20 protein-coding genes are annotated in these 20,644 nt (G+C 60.0%); 2 read left to right on the forward strand and 18 right to left on the reverse strand.

What is annotated here, in order from left to right; all coding sequences use genetic code 11:
• Window positions 1-114 precede the first annotated feature (114 nt).
• Window positions 115-768: a TetR/AcrR family transcriptional regulator gene (locus tag ACN0X0_RS04435; RefSeq protein ID WP_417278170.1), complete on the forward strand. Its 654-nt coding sequence runs from the start codon at window positions 115-117 to the stop codon at window positions 766-768.
• On the opposite strand, the gene ACN0X0_RS04440 is transcribed toward ACN0X0_RS04435, so the two are convergent.
• The 14 genes from ACN0X0_RS04440 to ACN0X0_RS04505 form a co-directional block, all read right to left on the reverse strand.
• Window positions 765-1,079, reverse strand: coding sequence for a DMT family transporter (locus tag ACN0X0_RS04440; protein ID WP_417262556.1), 315 nt, complete (start codon window positions 1,077-1,079; stop codon window positions 765-767). The two genes, ACN0X0_RS04435 and ACN0X0_RS04440, sit on opposite strands and share 4 nt — an antisense overlap.
• Window positions 1,080-1,100: 21 nt before the next feature.
• Complete coding sequence (locus ACN0X0_RS04445) at window positions 1,101-2,144, reverse strand: heme-dependent oxidative N-demethylase family protein (protein ID WP_417278171.1); 1,044 nt, start codon at window positions 2,142-2,144, stop codon at window positions 1,101-1,103.
• A gap of 12 nt (window positions 2,145-2,156) precedes the next feature.
• Window positions 2,157-3,104: a PDR/VanB family oxidoreductase gene (locus ACN0X0_RS04450; protein WP_417278172.1), complete on the reverse strand. Its 948-nt coding sequence runs from the start codon at window positions 3,102-3,104 to the stop codon at window positions 2,157-2,159.
• Entirely contained in the window at window positions 3,101-3,694 is a 594-nt protein-coding gene (locus ACN0X0_RS04455) for a dimethylamine monooxygenase subunit DmmA family protein (RefSeq protein ID WP_417278173.1), read from the reverse strand. The genes ACN0X0_RS04450 and ACN0X0_RS04455 overlap by 4 nt, the downstream gene beginning before the upstream one ends.
• 80 nt (window positions 3,695-3,774) lie before the next feature.
• Window positions 3,775-4,908: an aminomethyltransferase family protein gene (locus ACN0X0_RS04460; protein WP_417278174.1), complete on the reverse strand. Its 1,134-nt coding sequence runs from the start codon at window positions 4,906-4,908 to the stop codon at window positions 3,775-3,777.
• Window positions 4,909-5,011: 103 nt separating this feature from the next.
• Window positions 5,012-5,188, reverse strand: coding sequence for a hypothetical protein (locus ACN0X0_RS04465; RefSeq protein ID WP_417278175.1), 177 nt, complete (start codon window positions 5,186-5,188; stop codon window positions 5,012-5,014).
• Between the two features lie 27 nt (window positions 5,189-5,215).
• On the reverse strand, window positions 5,216-6,595 hold the full coding sequence (locus ACN0X0_RS04470; RefSeq protein WP_417278176.1) for an ammonium transporter: 1,380 nt from the start codon (window positions 6,593-6,595) through the stop codon (window positions 5,216-5,218).
• Between the two features lie 414 nt (window positions 6,596-7,009).
• Window positions 7,010-7,717, reverse strand: a complete 708-nt coding sequence (locus ACN0X0_RS04475; protein ID WP_417278177.1) for a FadR/GntR family transcriptional regulator — start codon at window positions 7,715-7,717, stop codon at window positions 7,010-7,012.
• 325 nt (window positions 7,718-8,042) lie between these two features.
• The gene (gene purU, locus ACN0X0_RS04480) at window positions 8,043-8,927 is read right to left on the reverse strand and encodes a formyltetrahydrofolate deformylase (protein ID WP_417278178.1); all 885 of its coding nucleotides are present in this window, start codon (window positions 8,925-8,927) and stop codon (window positions 8,043-8,045) included.
• Between the two features lie 111 nt (window positions 8,928-9,038).
• Entirely contained in the window at window positions 9,039-9,956 is a 918-nt protein-coding gene (folD, locus tag ACN0X0_RS04485) for a bifunctional methylenetetrahydrofolate dehydrogenase/methenyltetrahydrofolate cyclohydrolase FolD (protein WP_417278179.1), read from the reverse strand.
• Between the two features lie 14 nt (window positions 9,957-9,970).
• Window positions 9,971-10,540, reverse strand: coding sequence for a sarcosine oxidase subunit gamma (locus tag ACN0X0_RS04490; protein ID WP_417278180.1), 570 nt, complete (start codon window positions 10,538-10,540; stop codon window positions 9,971-9,973).
• Window positions 10,533-13,478, reverse strand: a complete 2,946-nt coding sequence (locus ACN0X0_RS04495; RefSeq protein ID WP_417278181.1) for a sarcosine oxidase subunit alpha family protein — start codon at window positions 13,476-13,478, stop codon at window positions 10,533-10,535. Before ACN0X0_RS04495 ends, ACN0X0_RS04490 begins: the two co-directional genes overlap by 8 nt.
• Window positions 13,475-13,753 carry a sarcosine oxidase subunit delta gene (locus ACN0X0_RS04500; RefSeq protein WP_417278182.1) on the reverse strand — a complete coding sequence of 93 codons (279 nt, stop codon included), beginning with the start codon at window positions 13,751-13,753 and terminating at the stop codon, window positions 13,475-13,477. The genes ACN0X0_RS04495 and ACN0X0_RS04500 overlap by 4 nt, the downstream gene beginning before the upstream one ends.
• 12 nt (window positions 13,754-13,765) lie before the next feature.
• A complete protein-coding gene (locus ACN0X0_RS04505; RefSeq protein ID WP_321364609.1) occupies window positions 13,766-15,016 on the reverse strand; it encodes a sarcosine oxidase subunit beta family protein in 1,251 nt (416 codons plus the stop codon).
• 119 nt (window positions 15,017-15,135) lie between these two features.
• Here ACN0X0_RS04505 and ACN0X0_RS04510 point away from each other — a divergent pair, with 119 nt between their 5' ends.
• Window positions 15,136-16,083: a GlxA family transcriptional regulator gene (locus ACN0X0_RS04510; RefSeq protein ID WP_417278183.1), complete on the forward strand. Its 948-nt coding sequence runs from the start codon at window positions 15,136-15,138 to the stop codon at window positions 16,081-16,083.
• Window positions 16,084-16,142: 59 nt separating this feature from the next.
• On the opposite strand, the gene glnT is transcribed toward ACN0X0_RS04510, so the two are convergent.
• The 4 genes from glnT to ACN0X0_RS04530 all read right to left on the reverse strand — a co-directional run bounded on the left by glnT (window position 16,143) and on the right by ACN0X0_RS04530 (window position 20,438).
• Complete coding sequence (glnT, locus tag ACN0X0_RS04515) at window positions 16,143-17,459, reverse strand: type III glutamate--ammonia ligase (RefSeq protein WP_417278184.1); 1,317 nt, start codon at window positions 17,457-17,459, stop codon at window positions 16,143-16,145.
• Between the two features lie 61 nt (window positions 17,460-17,520).
• Window positions 17,521-18,846 carry an FMN-binding glutamate synthase family protein gene (locus tag ACN0X0_RS04520; RefSeq protein ID WP_417278185.1) on the reverse strand — a complete coding sequence of 442 codons (1,326 nt, stop codon included), beginning with the start codon at window positions 18,844-18,846 and terminating at the stop codon, window positions 17,521-17,523.
• Between the two features lie 10 nt (window positions 18,847-18,856).
• Window positions 18,857-19,543 carry a protein GlxC gene (locus ACN0X0_RS04525; protein WP_417278186.1) on the reverse strand — a complete coding sequence of 229 codons (687 nt, stop codon included), beginning with the start codon at window positions 19,541-19,543 and terminating at the stop codon, window positions 18,857-18,859.
• A 4-nt stretch (window positions 19,544-19,547) separates the two neighbouring features.
• Entirely contained in the window at window positions 19,548-20,438 is an 891-nt protein-coding gene (locus ACN0X0_RS04530) for a class II glutamine amidotransferase (protein WP_417278187.1), read from the reverse strand.
• Between the last annotated feature and the right edge of the window lie 206 nt (window positions 20,439-20,644).

A 20,644-nucleotide genomic window follows, 5' to 3' on the forward strand; every position in this document is an offset into this window, starting at 1 on the left:
ACGGGTTTAAAGAAGAAGGGCGTCCATCGCGGGCGCCCTTTTTGCAGCGATTGACCTCTCCGGTGCGACGCAGTAGGGGCTGTGCGCCCCCACGACGTTTACAGAGATTTCACGATGACCCTTTCCCTTGATGCCTTGATCGACCAGTTGAAAACCGGCGCGACAGCCAGCGAGGTCTACGGCGTCACGGCCCCCTCAAGCCGCAGCCGGGCGACGGTGGTCAAGGTGCTTGATGAAGCGGTTGAGGTCCTCGCCACCGAGGGGGTGAGCGGGCTGAGTTTCCGGGCCTTGGCCCGGCGCTGCGATATGCGGCTCAGCAATCTGCAATATTACTTTGCCACGCAGGACGCGCTTTTGACGGCGGTGACGCGTCATGCTTTGGCCTCCCGCCTCGAAGAGCTGCGCGACCGTGGCGCGCTCACCCTGCCCGACCTGCGCGAACGCTTTCGCGCCTATCTGGATTTTCGCATGGACCGTAGTGCCGCGCCGCGCGCGCAGGCGATCACCACCGGGCTCAAGGATCTGGCGCAGCGATTGGACGGTCCGGCAGAATATTTCGCCGCCACCTGTCAGTTTCACATTCGCAGTCTCGCGGATATGGTGACGGCGTTTTCCCCCGACACCCCGCCCGAGACCGTGGCCCATAAGGCCGTGATGATCGCCGGTCTCATTGACGCGGTCGGCCCGATCTGTGGCAAAAGTTACACCCCTCCCGAAGGCCTGCGCGCCGCGATCCTGACGCAAGCCTCCGAGATCGCAGGGCTTTAAGCGCTGAGTTTCATCAACCCCATGCCCGCGACGATCAGCGCGGCGGCGGCGACGCGCATGAGGTTCAACGTCTCGCCATAGAGTACGATCCCGGCGATGAAGGCCCCGATCGCACCGATGCCAACCCAGATCATGTAGGACGTGCCCAAGGGCAGGCTTTTCATTGCGACGGACAACAGTCCGAACGAGATGATCATGGTCACCACGGTCAGAACGCTCGGCCAGAGCACCGTGAAGCCGTTCGAATATTTCATCGATGTCGCCCAGACCACTTCGAGAAGTCCCGCGATGATGAGCAAGATCCAAGCCATTCCGCACCCTCTTTTGCGTCTTTACGCGTCCGGGAAAATCCCCGGCGATGTCGGTGCACCATCATCGAATTGCGACAGGTAGTCCACGATGATTTTTTGGTTCACCGCAAAGCCTTTGTACTCGGCGAGGTCCGGGTCGATGTCGCGCAGCACACGGTGCAGGCGGCGGCCCCATTTCGGATTGCTCGCAATGTCTTCGAGGTTCATCAAGTAGCACCGGATCGGAAACGCCAGCGCGTTGGAGCGCGGCAGGCGGAAAAACGTCTGCAACTCAACGCGCAGGAACTGTTTCTGGCCAACGTTTTCCGGCGTGATCGTCCGTTTTTCCGGGCCCCATTTGTGGTAGTTCTCAGGGGACGTATCCAGACGCGGGTTCACCGTCATGGTCCAGTTCAACCGGCGATAATGCTGGCCTTGACCCACCGCCAAAAGGAATTTCAGCGCCTTGTCGAAGACGCCCATCTTGCGGGCTTTCGGCACCGGCGCGTGCCATTCGAAAAAGTTCATGCCCACATCGAAATCAAGCGACCAATCCGCCTGGGACGTGATCATCCCTGCGTCCATCCAGAGATTGTTGTCGCGCTCATGAAGGAGCGCAAAGTCACCTTGGGTCTGACGCGTGATATATTCCATCGGCCCGCAGGGCAAAGTGGTCGCGTCCAAGAAGGTGAATTTCTTCTCAATCCCCAATGGCTTGTTGATCCAGTGCCAGTCGTTGCCATCACGATGCAGCGTGAAAAGATCGGGATAATCCCGCGCCTTTGACACCATGATGAGTTCGAGCAAATCCCAGCCCGCCAACTCCATATGCGGCAGGGACTGACAGCGCAGCGGGTCTTCGGCGAGCGTGATCTCGCGATCCTTCATCTCCGCCACGTAATGCTCGTCCACATCGAACATCTTTTCGAATGGCGTGTCTTTCGGGCCGCCCGGATGCTGTTCGATATTGACCGAGTACATGTACGTGTCTTGATCAAACGGGAAGGGAAACCTCCGGATCGCCTCGGGGGAATTGTGATAAGTGTAATCGCCCCGGAAGGTTTCGTCATTGAATTGCATGGTCATGGGTCTGTCTCCTCACAGGTCCAGTTCAAGTCGCGTGCCTTTGAAACGCGACATGCAGGGCATGATGTCTTGTTGTGCGGCGCGCTCGTCGTCCGAGAGCCAGTGATCGTTGTGCAAAATACGCCCGTCACAGGCCGTCACCTTGGTATGACAGCGCCCACAGGCCCCGCCGCGGCAGGAATAATCAATGTCCACTTTGGCGGCTTCCAAAGCCTCCAAAAGGCTCTGATCGGCTTTCACATGCACGGTCTTGCCGGAGGATTTCACCACCACGTCAAAGGGCTCGCCCGGGGGCGGTGCTGTGAAGGCTTCGGAATGCACAGACGTTTTGGGCCAGCCCAACCGCGCGGTCTGATCGGCCACCGCCGTGATCAACCCGTCGGGGCCACAGGTGTAAACATGGGTGCCCAGAGGTTGCCCGTCGAGAATGGCGCCGAGGTCCATGCGCGCGCCCTCTTCGGAGATATGCACATGGATATGTGCGGCCTGCGGCAAAAGCTTGATCCCGGCAGCTTCTTCGCGCGATCGGGCGGCGTAGTGCAGCTCGTAGGGCTTTTGCTCCATGTCGAGTTGGCGCAGTTGCGACAGGAAGGGCGTGATGCCGATGCCGCCGCCGATCAGCACGTGCTTGCGCGCCCGCAGATCAAGCTGGAACAGGTTTGACGGCAGAGAAACGGTGATTTCATCGCCTTCCGACACTTTCGTGTGCATGTAGAGCGAACCACCCCGCCCCTTATCCTCGCGGCGCACGGCGATCTCATAGCCGCTGCCGTCATAAGGATCGGAGATCAGCGAATAGGAATTGCGGCGGATGGTGTCGCCTTCCGGCATCTCGACGGTAAGGTGCGCGCCACCGGAGAAGACCGGCAAGGATGCCCCCGTCGGGTCCTCGAAACGAAAACGTTTCACCAAAGGCGAGAGTTGTTCAACCGCAGCGACTTTCAAACACAGCTTTTTCATGCCTGAATCTCCACGGTTTCGGGCACCACGCCCGGGGTTTCCGCATCGACACAGACGCCTTGGAACACACCCAAACGGCGCGAGAAATGATCGCGCACGAAAAGCGTCAGCCCACAATGGGCGCAGGTGAAGGGATCGGTGGTGACATCCTCGGTGATGCCTTTGCAATGCACGCATTGCATCCGCCGCGCGATGGAACCGCGATGTTCCATCTGCACCTCATCCAAAGGCATCCCGGCGGCAAACGCCAGCGCGGAGACATGCCCGATCAGCCCCTCGGAGCCAGCAAGATAAAGCTGCGTGCCCATGCGCGCCGTGTTCAAAAGCTGGGTCACCAGCGGCGTGGCGGCGTCGAAATCGGGGGCCTCGTGCAGGGCGACGGGTTTGACATCTTTGAGAGCGCTCGCACCACAGCCGACCAACACAACATGTGCGTGATCCATGACGGAGGCATCAGAGGCGGCCAGATCGGTGAGCGCGGCTGCGCCCGCCTCATCCGCGACCATGATCGCGGGGGCGGCACCTTGCGAGACAAGCCCGGCGTAGGTCGGGCGGCTCTCGATAGAAGGGGAAAATTCAGTCTTGGGCATTACGGGTCCTGTTGGTCTCAGGAGGCGGGCACGGGATTGCGCCCGCCTCGTAAGTCTTTGTGCTGATTTATATTTGGGGCTTAGCCCTTGGCGGTGCGACGTTTCTTGTCGACGTCGTAGAAGGGCATCGGATGCGCGATGGCCTTGATCTCACCATCCGGGTTCTTGACCGTGAGCTCGGTGCCTTCGATGGCGCAATCGACCGGCATCCGCGCGATCCCGACGTTGTGCTCATTGAGGGGCGAGTACATGCCGATGGTCACAACACCCACCTCTTTGCCGTCTTTCAGCAAAGGCGCGCCTTCGGCGGCGGGCTCGGTGCCTTCGAGTTTCACACCGTAGATTTTAAAGCGCTCTTTGCCCTTCAGACGGTAGTGCTCCTCGGCGCCACGAAAGCCGGTTTTGCCCGGCGAGACGGTGAAATCGAGACCCAATTCCCAAAGCGTGTCACCGTTGGAGTCATTCTCAAACGGGTACATTTCCGAGTTGTCATAGGGGAAGAACAAAAGATAGCTCTCCGCGCGCAGCCAATCGAGCGTGGTGAAGCGCGTCGGGATGATGCCCATCTCTTTGCCTTCGGCCACGATGGTGTCCCAGATCTCGACGGCATCCTGACGGCGGCAGAAAATCTCATAGCCGCGCTCGCCAGTATAGCCGGTGCGGGAAATCATCACAGGCTTACCAAACAGCGTCGTCTGCATGTGGCTGAAATAGACCACGTCGCGGATCCCCGGCACGTGCTTTTCGAGGTAATCGACGGCCATCGGCCCCTGCAGCGAAATGTCATGCAGATCGTCGTCGAACAGCACGGCAACGTTGCGGCCAGCGGCATACATAGTCAGTTGTTCGTGGCCCGCGCCGGAGCCATGCACGACCATGAAGTTCTGCGGCCCGAGACGGTAGATCACACAGTCATCGACGAATTTGCCGGCATCATTGAGCATGGTGGCATAGGTCGAGCGACCGGGTTTCAGTTTTTCGATATTGCGGGTCGTGGCCTTGTCGATCACGTATTGGGCGTGCGGTCCCACAACGTAAACTTTCTTCAGGCCCGAGACATCCATGACGCCCGCCTTGGTGCGGATCGCCAGATACTCCTCCGTCTGATCCTTGTCATAGCTCCAGGCGGTGCCCATGCCACTCCAGTCTTCGAGATCGGAGCCAAGGGCGCGGTGCCGGTCCGCCAGTGCGGAAAATCTCCATGATGCGATCATTGTTTTTATCCTTAGGGTAGTCATTCAATTCTGTGTTTGGAGAACCGGCGACGGGGCGCGCCGCCGGTTCAGGGGAAAGGGCGTGAAACCCTAACTCAAGAGATCAGTTCTTTTTCTCTGTTGCCTTGTAGGCGTGCTCTTCGTGGCGCCAGCCGAACACGATCGCGATCACGACCATGGCGAGGCAGGCAAAGAGCCAGAGACCTTCGACGGAGCCGTAGCCAGCGTAGATGGCGCCGGTGATGCCGTCCCAAGAGGTTGCGTCAAATGGTGCTTCCATTGGATTGTCCTTTCCTAATCAAGGGGATCACTCAGCCGGGCTGACCGACGGGTGAAGCGATTCAGGGTAGGCTTCGGCAGGCACTTTGACCTTGTCGAGACCCATGATCTCTGCCTCTTCCGGCACACGGAGCTGGCCCGTGACCTTGAGGATGAAGGAGACGACATAGCCCGGAACAAAGCCCAGAAGACCCATCACAGCGGCGCCAACAAGCTGACCCATGAAGGAGGTCTCGATGACATCTTCACCGAACATCGCCGGGTAGCCCTGAGCCGCGATACCGACCGCGATCAGACCCCACATGCCCAAGAAACCGTGCACCGCGAAGGCGCCAACCGCATCGTCGATGCCGCGCTTTTCGATGAAGGTGGCGACGAAGGGCATCATGCAGGCACCGAGGAAACCGATGGCAAAGGCCATGGGCGGATACCAAAGATCAAGACCAGCCGCAGCGGAGATGATCCCGCCCAGAGCGCCGGACATCATCCAGAACGGATCGCGCGTGACCATCCAGGCCCCAATGATCCCACCCGCAAAGGCCATCAGCGTGTTGAAGGTCATGCCAGAGATCGTCATCGGCGTGCCGTAAATCGTGGCCTCAATTTCCGTGCCCCAGGACCAGGCTTCGCCCGGAACGATGACACAGCCCATGAGGAAGCCCCAGAACCCGGCGATGATCAACATCAGACCAATGAGCGTCATCGGCATGGAGTGACCCGCGATGTGGTTGGCGGTGCCATCGGCGTTGAATTTGCCGATCCGCGGCCCAAGATTGATCAGAACACCCAGCGTGAAGAAGCCCGCGATCATATGCACGACACCGGCGGCGCCGAAGTCATGATAGCCGAACTTGGTCACAAGCCAGCCGTCCGCGTGCCAACCCCAAGCGCCCGCCAAAATCCAGACGAAGGCGCCCAAAACAATGGCCAGAACAACAAAGCCCGTCAGTTTGATCCGTTCGATCACACCGCCGGACATGATGGAGGCCGTGGTGGCGGCAAATAGCACGAAAGCCCCCCAGAACACGCCAGAGGCGCGGTCATCGAGGTTCGGACCCATGTATTGGCTCCAGGGCAATGCGACCTCGTTGGCATAGGCCAGTCCGGAGATGCCCATGGCGCCTTCGGAGAGCGTCAGACCTGTCGGGAACGCCCAGTAGATCCACCAACCGATGAAGTAGAAGAAGGGCACGATCATCGCGAAGGCGAGGATGTTCTTGATGCCCGAGGCCAGCGCGTTTTTCGACCGCGATGCGCCCATTTCATATGCGAGGAACCCGGCATGGATGAGCACCATGAGCGGGATCGTCAGATAGTAGAATGTCTCGGAAAACGTGCCATTTGTCGCGGCATGGTTTCCCTGTAGCTCCGCAACCGCGGCAGCCAAGGATGCAAGATCCTGTTCCAAGTCGTTCTCCCTGTCCAGTGAACGTGACCTAATCTCAAGCCAGATTCTGTCCGATTTTTGGTTTGGACCAATTGTGCGAACTGGCTCACTCAGTGACTTCCATGAGGAAGAACGGATCACCACGGGTCAAACTTTTTTCCTGTCAGGAATTTATTTTCACCTTAGGTACGCCGCTTTTTATGTCAAACGACCATCTCAACAGGTCCGAGTGATGAATTTATGAGCGTAAGGAGAACCCAGCCAAGCCTGATTGAGCGACCGGCAATCGATACCTGTCCGGCAAAACGCCGCAGAAAATGGCAAGGCGAGAGAAAACACCGGGGAGATTCGCAGTTTTTCGGTGCAAATGTCGCAAAAATCACAGGCCAAGCGCGGGCCAATATTGGCCCAACCAATTTTAGCCAGTGTTGAGGATCAATCTTCCTGAAGCAAAAGCCGCTGATCCTCGATCAGGGCAAGCTTCATGAATTCCGACGCCTCTTCGATGTCGCGCGCGGCGATGGCATTGAAGAGACCGTTGTAGCCGCGCTGGTAAATCTCGATCCGCGCAGGCGTCAGGTGACGCCGGTACATCGCCGCCCGAAAAGACTGTCGCCGCGCGTCGATCACCAGATTGTAGCAGGCGATCAAAAGCGGGTTGCCGGTGCCCTCGGCGATCAAACGGTGGAACTCTTCTTCGAGCGCGACAAAGGCCGTGGCGTCCGACTGCACCGTCTCCATTTTTGAGAGCACGACAGAGAGCGCCTCGATCTGTTTCGGCGACATGTTGACGATGGCCAGTCGCACCATTTCGGGCTCAAGGATGCCGCGCATCACCTGCAATTGCAGCGGCCCGGTCTCATGCGCCACGGGCGACAGCGCCTCGCTCGCGCCATCGGGATTATAGGTCACGAACGACCCCGACCCCGCCCGGCGCCGGATCATGCCACGGGTCTCCAACTGGTCCAACGCCTCGCGGACCGTGTTGCGCGCGACCCCCAGCTCTTGCGCCAATTGCCGCTCGGAGGGCAGCCGCTCTTCGGTGGCATATTCGCGCGTCACAATCCGCGTCGAGAGCGTCTCGATCACGTATTTCACGGTGGCACCGGGCAGAGAGGCGTTGGGCAGAGAGGAATTCGGCAACGGATCAGTCCTTTGAAATCACCGCCTATTAGACCAATTTTTCGCAATTGGTCCAGAGGGTGGCAGGCGCTGTATGGGACTGAATGCAAAAGAGGCGCGGAATTGCGCGCCTCTTTGGGTGGGTTTATGATTGCTCAGGCAGACGTCTTTACCCGGCACCCGCAAGTTTGCGGGCGCGTTCGAACCTCACAAGGCTCCACCGGAGCCTTGTGCCGCGGCAAAGCCGCGACCGGTTCTCACCCCAGCCCTCGCAGGCGTGCTCGGGCGTTCGGCGCTTCCATCGCTCCACTGGAGCGATGGATCGGCCCTGCGGGTCGACCGCGCCTCACCCCATCCGCTCACTCGAATAAGACCCCGGAGACGCCTGGAAAACCACGGTTTTGTTGCCGTTCAGGAACACGCGGTGGTTGGCGTGCGCATGGATCGCACGGGCCAACACTTGGCTTTCCACGTCACGGCCCAGCGACACATAGTCATCGGCGCTTTGGGCGTGGGTGATGCGGACGATGTCCTGCTCGATGATCGGACCTTCGTCGAGATCGGCGGTCACATAGTGCGAGGTCGCCCCAATCAGCTTCACGCCGCGCGCGTAGGCCTGTTTGTAAGGGTTCGCACCTTTGAACGACGGTAGGAAAGAGTGGTGGATGTTGATGATCCGGCCCGACATCTTAGTGCACATTTCATCCGACAGGATCTGCATGTAACGCGCCAAAACGATCAGCTCGGCGCCTGCATCCTCGACCACTTTCATAATCGCGCGCTCGGCCTCGGGCTTGTTCTCTTTGGTCACTTTGATGCAGTGGAACGGAATGTCGTTATTCACCACAACCTTTTGATAATCCATGTGATTCGAGATCACAGCCACGATTTCCACCGGCAGCGCACCAATGTGAACGCGGTAGAGCAGATCGTTCAGACAGTGACCGAAACGGCTCACCATGATCACGACTTTCATCTTCACGCTCTCGTCGTGGAAGGAGAATGTCATGCCGAATTCTTCCGCGATCGCGGCAAAGGCCTCTTCGAGCGCTGCAAGCTTCACGCCCTCTTCCGAGGCAAAGCTCACGCGCATGAAAAACTGACCCGTTTCGGTGTCGTCAAACTGCGAGCTGTCGGTGATGTTACAGCCGTTGTCGGCAAGGAAGGTGGCAATGGCGGCGACGATCCCACGTTTGGTCTCGCAGGCCACGGTCAGGCAAAATTTCGTCATGTCTTGTCTCCAGATGGGAAGCGCTCCCCTGAGTGCGCGGCCCCGATGTTGGTGTGTTTTGTGTTTTTATCGTTGGTTTAACTTTGGTCCCGCAGGCACACTCAGGCCCTCTCAGGCCGTCAGCCCCTCAGGCTCGGGAAGATCATTGGCGCGGCAGGCGGCCGTCACGGTGTTCGCCAAAAGGCAGGCGATGGTCATCGGACCGACACCGCCCGGCACCGGCGTGATGGCCCCCGCCACGGCGGCGGCGCTGTCAAACTCGACATCGCCCACGAGTTTCGATTTCACAGACCCATCCTCGCGCAGGCCCTTTTCAGGCGCGTCCACACGGTTGATGCCCACGTCGATCACGGTCGCGCCGGGTTTGACCCAATCGCCCTTGATCATCTCCGGGCGGCCCACGGCGGCCACAAGGATGTCAGCACGGCGACAGACCTCTTCGATGTCTTTCGTGCGCGAATGCGCGATGGTCACGGTGCAGCTATCCCGCAGCAGCAATTGCGCCATCGGTTTGCCGACAATATTCGAGCGGCCCACGACCACGGCATTCAGCCCGGAGAGGCTTCCGAGATGATCGCGCAGCATCATGAGACAGCCCAGCGGCGTACACGGCACCATGCTCTTTTGACCGGTCCCCAAGAGACCCACGTTGGAAATATGGAACCCGTCCACATCCTTCGCCGGATCGATGGAGTTGATCACCAGATCGCTGTCGAGATGGTCGGGCAAGGGCAGTTGCACGAGAATGCCATGCACCGCCGGGTCGGCGTTCAATTGTTCGATAAGTGCAAGAAGATCGGCCTCAGACGTCTTTTCCGACAGCTTATGCTCGTAAGAGTTCATGCCGCACTCGATGGTCTGTTTGCCCTTGTTGCGCACATAGACCTCGCTCGCGGGGTCTTCGCCAACCAGAACCACGGCGAGACCGGGCGTGATGCCATGCACCTCTTTAAGGCGCGCCACATGGGAGGCGACTTTCTCGCGCACCGTGGCCGCGAAGGCCTTTCCATCAATGATCTGTGCAGTCATGTTCTTTCTCCAACTCAGTCTTCGAGGCGGCGTGCGGCGACAGCCAAAGCATGCCACAGCGATCCCGCCAATGTGCGCATCCCGATCACTGCCAGCCGGTCATCGGCCCGGCGGATCAGGAAGACGGTCATATGTTCCAGCCCCGTGCGCGTCGCCTGCCCCGGCCCGAAGGCTTTCGGGTCGATGTTGACAAGCTTGCGCATCAAGGCCTCGATCGGCGCCGCCCCTTGCGAGGAGGCAATTTCAAAGGCGGTGAACCCGTCGGTCTGCTCCGTCACAGAACACTCCGGCGCCTCGGATTTCAACATGGCGGCGAAGTTCACCTCCGCCTTGCCGGTCGCCTCCACCATCCATTGATCGCGGCCGGTCCAGAAGGCGGCATAATCGCCCATGGAGACGGCTTTACCTACCCCCGGCAGCGGCAGGCCAAAAGGCTGCGGTGCGCTTTGCCCCTTGCGGAGCGCCAGAGAGGCCAAGCCCAGCCCTGCGTTCTCCGTGACAGTCAGCGCGCCAAAGCTTTCAATACGGGGAGCGGTTGCGCCCAGAGCCGTGATGGGGGTCAAATCAGTCACATGATCAAGCACGGAGACGTCCTCCTTCGGGATCAACGAAATGGGCAGAGACCACTTCAAGTTTCACAGTCTGGCCTTCGACCGGATTGGCCGCCACGATGATCTCGCCCATCCGTGTATCGCCATTCTCCAAAAAGCCAAGCGCGATGTATCCCTTCAGGTGCGGCGAGTAGCAAGACGATGTCAGCCAGCCTTGGTCTGTGCTCATATCCTGCACTGTGCCGTCTGTGAAGAGATGCGAACCGGCCATGGCCTGTTTTTGCGGCTCGACGGATTTGAAGCCCACAAGGCGACGGGCGTCCGCCGCCATGCCTTCGCGCCGCGACATCACCGCGCCGATGCTGTCTTTCTTGGCGGAAACCATCTTGCCCAGCCCCAGCATCTGCGCCGTGGTCTGGCCGTTGAGTTCCGCGCCCGCCGCATGACCTTTTTCGATGCGCAAGACCGCCAATGCTTCGGTGCCGTAAGGCGTCGCGCCCAGATCGGCCCCCTGCTCCATCAGGCGTTGCATCAGAGCATGGCCGTACCGTGCCGGCACGGCAATCTCATAGGCCAATTCGCCGGAGAAAGAGATGCGGAACAGACGGGCCCGCAGACCGTTGCAGATCGTCAACTCAGAGCAGGCCATGAAGGGGAAGGCTTCATTCGACAAATCGAAGTCATCGACGATCCGGCTCAAAAGCTCACGCGATTTCGGCCCCGCCACGGCGATTTGCGCCCAGGCGTCGGTGGTCGAAATCAACTGCACATCCAGCTCCGGCCAGAGGCATTGATGCGCGAATTCCATCTGGCGATACACCAGCCCTGCGTTGGCGGTGGTCGTCGTGACCACATAGTGATCTTCGCTCATCCGCGCGCAGGTGCCGTCGTCATAGGCATGCCCGTCTTCGCGCAGCATCAGACCGTAACGCACCATGCCGACCTTCAGCGTGCCCATCATGTTGGAATACATCCGGTGCAAAAATTCACCCGCATCCGCGCCCTGCACATCAACCTTGCCGAGCGTGGTCACATCACAAAGACCCACGCCGGAGCGCACGGCCAGCACCTCGCGGTCCACGGTTTCGCGCCACGTCGTCTCGCCCGCACGCGGGAAATATTGCGCCCGCATCCACGGCCCAACCTCGACAAACTCTGCCCCCTGCGCCTCGGCCCAAGCGTGCGTCGGCGTCAGACGGCGCGGCCGGAACAAAGGCCCGGTATCGCCCCCGCCCAACACGCCCAGAGACACGCCGGTGTAGGGCGGACGGAAAATCGTCGTGCCGGTTTCGGGGATCGTTTTGCCGGTCAACTCGGCCATGACCGCAAGCGCGGAAATGTTCGAAGTTTTGCCCTGATCGGTGGCCATGCCAAGCGTGGTCCAGCGTTTCAGATGCTCGACCGGCGTCATATTTTCCTTATGCGCCAAGGCGATGTCTTTGACGGTCACGTCGTTCTGGAAATCCACCCAGGCCCGTTTTTTGCCCGGCACATGCCAGAACGCGACTTGCTCAGACGGCATATTCTCGGCCTTCGGCAATACAATCTCGGAGGCCGTGATCCCAATCTCAGAGAGCGCTGTGATCGCGGCACGCATACCGTCACTCAAAGCCTCCTCTGTGCCGCCCTTGCCCGCCGCCGCCCCTGCCGGGATCAGCCCCGCAGGCCCGTTCGGCCCCGGCACAAAGGCCAGAAGGCTGTCGTCCCAGACCGGACGCCCGCGGTGGTGCGAGGCCAGATGCACGTTCGGGTTCCACCCGCCCGCCACACCAAGCGCGCCGACATTATGCCGTTGCGACTGGCCATTGCGGGTGATCTCGATTGAGGTGAGGCCAAGACGGCCCTTCGTTCCGGTCACGGTCGCACCCGCAAAGACCTCATAGTCGCCAAAGCGCGGCGCGGCTTCGCGGGCATCAATCACGCCCATCACCTTCGCACCTTTCGCCATCAGATCCATCGCCGTGCGGTGGCCGTCGTCACCATTGGTGAAAATCGCAATCGCATCGCTGTCGCGCTTCACCGGGCTTGCGGCCCAGCGGTTGGCATAGGCCCGCATCGCTCCGGCCAGCATCACGCCGGGACGGTCGTTGTCGGCAAAGGGCATATGCCGTTCGGTCGCGCCCGCCGCCAGAACCGCGCGTTTCGCGGTGATCCGCCAAAGCGTCTGACGCACCTTGTCGCCCGGCACTGCGAGGTGATCCGACACGCGTTCAACCGCCCCAAAGATGCCGTGATCGTAGACGCCGAACACCGTGGTGCGGGTCATGATGCGCACATTCGGAAGGCTCTCCAACTCGGCTTTCACGCTGGCGATCCAGTCGGTGGCGGCGGCCTCGTCCAAAAGATCGCTCTCCATCGTGAGACGTCCGCCAAGCGCGAAATCTTCATCGGCCAGAACGACCTCAGCACCCGCGCGCCCCGCCGTCAAAGCGGCCGCAAGACCGGCCGCCCCGCCGCCCACGACCAAGAGATCGCAATGCAAGAAGCCTTTGTCGTAATCGTCCGGGTCGGGCAGCATGGAGAGCGATCCAAGCCCCGCCGCTTTGCGGATCATCGGCTCATAGAGCTTTTCCCAAAACGCCTTTGGCCACATGAAGGTCTTGTAATAAAACCCCGCCGCGAAGAAGGGCGACAGCAGGTCGTTCACCGCCAGAAAATCGCGCTCAAGCGGCCCGACATGGTTCTGAGACCGCGCGATCAACCCGTCGAAAAGCTCGGTCACGGTCGCCCGCGTATTGGGTTCCTGCCGCGCGCCAGTGCGCAGTTCGACCATGGCGTTGGGCTCTTCGGAGCCTGCCGCAAAGACGCCGCGCGGACGGTGATATTTGAAACTCCGGCCCATGAGCTGAACGCCATTGGCCAAGAGCGCGGAGGCCAGCGTGTCGCCTTGGAAGCCTTTGTAATTTTTGCCGTTAAACGTAAAATCCAACGGCGCGTTGCGGTCGATCAGACCGCCGGTCAAACGGGTCATTTCGCCGCTCCTTTCACGTCAGAGGCCAATTCAGCGCCGAGGATTTCATGCGTGGTCGTGTCGCGGGTGACGACCAGCCAGCTCCGGTCACCCTGTTCGTGGAACCACAGCTCGCGGTGCACGCCCGCCGGGTTGTCGCGCAGGAAGACGTAGTCACAGAATTCAGCTTCGGCATTTTCCGCAGAGGCAACGGGCCGCTGCATCAGAGAGGCGTCGCCCAGATAGGTGAACTCCTGACTGTCACGCAGGCCGAGAAGTGGGTGAGGGATCAACATGTTACGCGCTCCTCAATGCAGGTTCGGTTGGGCGCCAACGCCCTTTTCGTCGATGACATAACCGCGGTTGAACCGGTCGAACCGGAAGGCCGTCGCGGTCTCATGCGGGGTGTCGGTCGCCAGCAAATGGGCGAATGTGTAGCCCGCCGCCGGGGTCGCTTTGAACCCGCCGTAATTCCAGGCGCCGTTGAAATAGAGGCCTTCAATGCCGGTCTTGTCGATGATCGGCGAGCCGTCCATCGACATGTCGACAAGCCCGCCCCAGGCCCGCAACAGACGCGCGCGGCCAATCATCGGCATCAAAGCCATACCGCCTTCGAGCACGTCCTCGACCACCGGAAGGTTGCCGCGCTGCGCGTAGGAATTGTAGCCGTCGATGTCGCCGCCAAAGACCAAACCGCCCTTGTCGGATTGGCTGACGTAGAAATGCCCGGCGCCAAAGGTGATGACCCCCGGAATGGTCGGTTTGAGACCCTCAGACACAAAGGCCTGCAAGGCATGGCTTTCAATCGGCAGGCGCATCCCCGCCTTTTCCATCACGCGGCCCGAGGAGCCCGCGACCGAGACGCCAACCTTTTTCGCACCGATAAAGCCGCGCGACGTTTCGACGCCCAACACCTTGCCATTCTCGATCTTGAAGCCCGTGACTTCGCAATTCTGGATGATGTCGACGCCGCGCTGATCGGCGCCTCGGGCATAGCCCCAGACCACGCCATCGTGGCGCGCCGTGCCCGCGCGGGTCTGCATCAAACCGCCTTTGATCGGGAAACGCGCGTTGTCGAAGTTCAGGAACGGCACCATGCGTTTGATGTCGTCACGCGACAAAAGTTTTGCCCCCGCATCCGAGAGCATCATCGCATTGCCGCGCCGACGATAGGCGTCGCGCTGGCCGTCCGAGTGGATCAGGTTGATGATCGACCGCTGCGACACCATCGAGTTGAAATTCGTATCCTGCTCCAAATTCTCCCAGAGTTTCATCGAAAACTCGTAGAACGGCTGGTTGCCCGGCAGCAGGTAGTTGGAGCGGATGATCGTCGTGTTGCGGCCCGCGTTGCCGGAGCCGATCCAGCCTTTTTCCAGCACTGCAATGCTCAACTCGCCATAGACCTTGGCGAGGTAATAGGCCGTCGCCAGCCCGTGTCCGCCGCCGCCCACGATCACGATGTCATAGGCCTTTTTCGGCTCCGGGCTGCGCCAGAGTTGCGTCCAGCCCTTATGCCCGGTCAGGGCCTCTTTCACGACTTTGAAACCTGAAAATTTCATAGATGCGCTCCTTCGTCACAACACTGTTTTAGCGGTGATTTTGAGGCTATTCTTCCTGTTTCAGGTCGTATATTTTCATTTTTAAGACGTAATTTTGAGAAAGTCAGCAAGGGTCGCAAATGCGGAGAATCGCCTTTCTTTTGCTTGATGGTTATGCGCTTTTGTCGACCGCCTCGGCGCTTGAACCTTTGCGCGCGGCGAACCTGTTTTCGCCGACTTTGAACTACGACATCACGCTCCTCTCGGGCACAGGAACAGAGGCGAAATCCTCCGTCGGGGCCACGTTTCAGACCCGGCCTTTCCAAGACGTTTTCCCGCTCTTCGATTTGTTGTTCGTCGTCGCCGGTGGCAGCCCCGCGCGGGTCACCGACCCCGCGCTGTTCAAGTGGTTGTGGCAGGCGGACAGCAACGGCGTAGCCCTTGGTGGCATCTCCGGCGGCGCGGTGATTTTGGCCAAAGCGGGGCTTTTGGAGAACCGCCGATTTACCGTGCATTGGCACCATTACGACGACTTCGACGAGTTGCCCGGCGACTGGCTTTTGGAGCGCAAACTCTTTGTCATCGACCGGGACCGCTACACCTGCGCAGGGGGCTCGGCGCCTCTCGACATGATGCATGCGATCATCGCACGCGACCACGGCACGGGGTTTGCCGGGCGCATTTCGGATTGGTTCATTCAGGCCGAAGTCCGAGGCGCCGAAGCGCCGCAACGCCGATCTTTGTCAGCGCTTTATGGCGTCTTGCCGGACGCGGTCATGTCCGCTTTGGAGCTGATGCAATCGCATATCGCGGACCCTTTGGATCAGGACCAATTGGCCGACCTTTCCGGCCTCTCGACCCGTCAATTGCAACGCCAGTTCCGGGAGAACATCGGCCGATCTGTGATGGAGGAATATCGCCGTATCCGATTGGAAACAGGGAAAGATTTGGTTGAGACGACCCGCATCCCTCTGGCCGAGATTGCCCAGATGACAGGTTTCTCATCACAGGCGCATTTCTCTGACGCCTTCCGAAAATCCTACGGCATTGCGCCCTCGCAACTGCGCAAAAAAGAAGGCCCAGCATAAGCCGGGCCTTTGAGGGAAAGCGATGGCTCTCGCGCGCACCGCTCAGGGATATTTCCGGCTCAGATGTCGAGCGTGTTGTCTTTTTCCCAGCGCGAGAAATGCGACACGAAGGTGTTCCATTCCTGATGCTTCATCTTGATGTAAGACGCGGAGAAATCATTGCCGAGCATGGCTTTGAGTTCCGGGTCAGCATCATAGGCGCGGATCGCGTCCAGCATGTTGAGCGGCAGTTTCGGCGCGCCTTCGATCTTATGACCCTCGGCATACATGTCGATGTCATAACGCGGACCGGGGTTGGCCTTGGAGCGGATGCCCGAAAGACCAGCAGCGATGATCACGGCTTGCAACAGGTAGGGGTTCACGGCCCCATCCGGCAGGCGAAGCTCAAACCGGCCCGGCCCCGGAACGCGGACCATGTGGGTGCGGTTGTTGCCGGTCCAGGTCACGGTGTTCGGCGCCCAGGTCGCGCCCGACATAGTGCGCGGCGCGTTGATGCGTTTGTAGGAATTCACCGTCGGGTTGGTGATCGCAGCCAAGGCTTCTGCGTGCTTCATGATCCCGCCGAGGAAGTAGCCGCCCTGCTCAGACAGACCCACTTCGCCGATTTGACCCCCGGCATCGCCCGCAAAGGCGTTGGTTTTGCCGTCGAGATCCCAGACCGAGATATGCGCGTGACAACCGTTTCCGGTCAGCCCTTCGATCGGTTTCGGCATGAAGGTGGCGCGGAAGCCGTGCTGTTCGGCCACGGATTTAACCATGAATTTGAAGAAGCTGTGGCGGTCGGCAGTGAGCAGCGCATCGTCGAAATCCCAGTTCATTTCGAACTGGCCGTTCGCGTCCTCGTGGTCGTTCTGATACGGACCCCAGCCCAATTCCAGCATGTAATCGCAAATCTGCGCGATCACATCGTAGCGGCGCATCACAGCCTGTTGGTCGTAACAGGGCTTTTCCGCCGTATCGAAGGGGTCAGAAATTTGATCGCCCTCGGGCGTCAAAAGGAAGAATTCCGCTTCGATCCCGGTCTTGACGCGCAGACCTTCGTCGGCGGCTTCTTTAACAAGTTTCTTCAACACGTTGCGCGGCGCTTGTTCGACCGGCTGACCTTCCATCACGCAGTCGGCAGGCACCCAAGCCACCTCGGGTTTCCACGGCAGCTGGATCGCAGCATCCGCATCCGGCACGGCCAGCATATCGGGGTGCGCAGGCGTCAGGTCGAGCCAGGTGGCAAAGCCCGCAAAGCCCGCGCCGTCTTCCTCCATATCCGCAATCGCTTGGGCCGGCACCAGTTTGGCGCGCTGGCCACCGAAGAGATCGGTGTAGGAGATCATGAAATATTTGACGCCTTTTTCCTCGGCGAATTTGGCAAGTTTGCTCATTTTCAATTCCCTGTTGGTGAATGAGGGGCCAGAGGCCCCTCAAATATGTGCGTTTTCGAGATCAGAAGCCGGGCTTGCCCGGGTACCAATTGGTCCCAGCCAGCGGCACTTGCGCCATGGCAGCGGCTTCCATGGTCAGCGCACAGAGGTCTTCCGGCTCAAGGTTGTGGACATGGTTGTGACCACAGGCGCGGGCCAGCGTCTGGCATTCCAGCGTCAGCACGTTGAGGTAGTTGCGCAGGCGGCGACCTGCAGCGACCGGATCGAGGCGCTTCATCAGCTCCACGTCCTGCGTTGTGATGCCCGCCGGATCGCGGCCCTCATGCCAGTCGTCATAGGCGCCCGTGGTGGTGCCGAGTTTGTTGTACTCGGATTCCCATTTCGGGTCGTTGTCACCCAGGGCCACCAGAGCGGCAGTGCCGATGGCCACGGCGTCGGCGCCAAGTGCCAGAGCTTTCGCCACATCGGCGCCGGTGCGGATGCCGCCGGAGACGACGAGCTGCACTTCGCGGTGCAGACCGAGGTCTTGGAGCGCCTGAACGGCGGGGCGGATACAGGCCAGCGTCGGTTGACCGACATGTTCGATGAACACGTCTTGGGTCGCCGCCGTGCCGCCCTGCATGCCGTCGAGAACGATCACATCGGCGCCCGCTTTACAGGCCAGAGCGACGTCATAATAAGGACGCGCGCCACCGACTTTGATGTAAATCGGCTTTTCCCAATTGGTGATTTCGCGGATTTCGAGAATTTTGATTTCCAAGTCATCCGGGCCAGTCCAGTCGGGGTGACGACAGGCGGAACGTTGGTCAATGCCGACCGGCAAATCGCGCATACCAGCGACGCGTTCGGTGATCTTCTGCCCCAGCAGCATCCCGCCGCCGCCCGGTTTCGCACCCTGGCCCACAACGATCTCGATGGCATCCGCCCGACGCAGGTCGTCCGGGTTCATCCCATAACGAGACGGCAGATATTGGTAGACGAGTTTCTCGGAGTGACCGCGCTCTTCCTCGGTCATGCCGCCGTCGCCGGTGGTCGTCGAGGTGCCCGCCATGGTCGCGCCGCGGCCCAGAGCCTCTTTGGCGTGACCGGAGAGCGCGCCGAAGGACATGCCCGCGATGGTCACCGGGATTTTGAGTTCAATCGGCTTTTTCGCAAAGCGCGTGCCCAACGTGACGGAGGTGTCGCATTTTTCACGGTAACCTTCGAGCGGGTAACGCGACATCGAAGCGCCGAGGAACAGCAGGTCGTCGAAATGCGGCACACGGCGTTTCGCGCCACCGCCACGAATGTCGTAGATGCCGGTGTCGGCCGCACGACGGATTTCCGAGTTGATCGAGTTGGAGAAGGTCCAGCTCTGACGCGGGTCGGTTTGAGGTGTCTTGTCCATATCGCGCTCCTCAGTATTCGTCGGCGTGATCGATGTTGAAATTGTAGAGCTTGCGGGCAGAGCCGTAGCGCTTGAACTCTTCGGGCTTGGCGTCGGCCCCGGCTTTTTCGAGAAGCTCCTTGAGAATCTCGATGTGCTCCGGGCGCATCTCTTTCTCGATGCAGTCAGCGCCGAGAGATTTCACGTTGCCGCGCACAAAGAGACGGGCTTCATAAAGCGAGTCACCTAGCGCATCGCCTGCATCGCCCAGAACAACAAGGTTGCCCTTTTGCGCCATGAAGGCGGACATGTGGCCGATGTTGCCGTGAACGACGATGTCGATGCCTTTCATCGAAATGCCGCAGCGCGAGGAGGCATTGCCTTTGATGTTCAAAAGCCCGCCGTGACCGGTGGCGCCCGCATATTGCGAGGCATCGCCTTCGATGGTCACGACACCGGACATCATGTTTTCGGCGACACCCGGGCCGGCGGAGCCTTCGACGGTGACGGTGGCTTCCTTGTTCATGCCCGCACAGTAGTAGCCGGTGGAGCCCTTGATCGTCACGGAGAGCGGACCGTCGAGGCCACAGGCCATGGCGTGCGAACCGCGCGGGTTGATGATGTCATAGGCGGCGTTGGCTTGCGCCTTGGCGGCGGCCTGAAGCGTGGTGTTAACCTCACGGAGTTCCGTTGCGGTCATATCAAGCTGGGTGGTCATTGGATCAGCGCTCCCAGAAGTAAACAGTTGCAGGTTCCGGCTCCCAGACGCGGGCGGCTTCGATGCCCGGCAGGTCTGCGAAGGCGCGATATTCGGAGGCGAAGGCGACGTAGTCTTCGGTCTCGGCCATCACGGCAGGTTTGCAGGCGATCGGGTCACGCACGACGCCAAAGCCGTTTTTCGTCCCGGTCACAAAGGTGAAGAACCCGTCGAGGTCTTCGATTGTGCCTTCGAGCGCTTCGCCCAGAGTTGCCCCGTCGGCGATGCGGGACGAGATGTAAGCCGCGCCCACTTCGGTGTCGTTTTCAGAGCGGGTGAACACGCCTTTCTTGGCAAGTTTGCGACGCATCTGGTTGTGGTTCGACAACGAACCGTTGTGCACGAGGCACTGGTCGTCAGCGGTGGAGAACGGATGCGCGCCCATCGTCGTCACGGCGGATTCAGTCGCCATGCGGGTGTGGCCGATGCCGTGGGAGCCGCCCATCTCACGCAGACCAAAGCGCGCCGCGACGTCTTTCGGAAGACCGGTTTCCTTGTAGATTTCCATGGAAGCCCCGGAGCCCATGATGCGCAGGCCCTTCTCTTCGAGGAAGGCAATGGCGTCTTTCTCGACCGCTTCCGGCAGGGTCAGAACCGCGTGGGTGTCGACCACTTTGATCGTCACCGGCGCGTCAACAGCGGCACAGACGGCAGCGTCGAGATCGGCGAAGGCCTCGGCGGGCGTGTCCGATTGAACGGTGATTTTCACCATGCCGTCTGTCTCATCGCCATAGATCGCGATCCCGGCACTGTCCGGGCCGCGGTCGGTCATGGTGATAAGCATATCGGTCAGCAGATCGCCCAGTTGGGGGCGCAATTCATCCTTTTTCAGGAAGAGGCCAACAATGCCACACATAGGTTCCTCCATAGTGGGTGAGGTTATCGGCGTCTTGCGCCGTCACCAACATCACTAGCGGGAAATCTATTTTCTCTTCAAGAAAGTTTTTCTCCTCCTCGGAAAAAATACTTATCCGCAGGAAATATGCATTCTTTTTACTCAACAAGCTGGCGGGGCCGGGGAAATCGCTCACGAATTGGGCGAAATGTGAAAATTTCACCCAA

The organism is Celeribacter sp. (assembly GCF_048270365.1).
Taxonomy (GTDB): Bacteria; Pseudomonadota; Alphaproteobacteria; order Rhodobacterales; family Rhodobacteraceae; genus Celeribacter.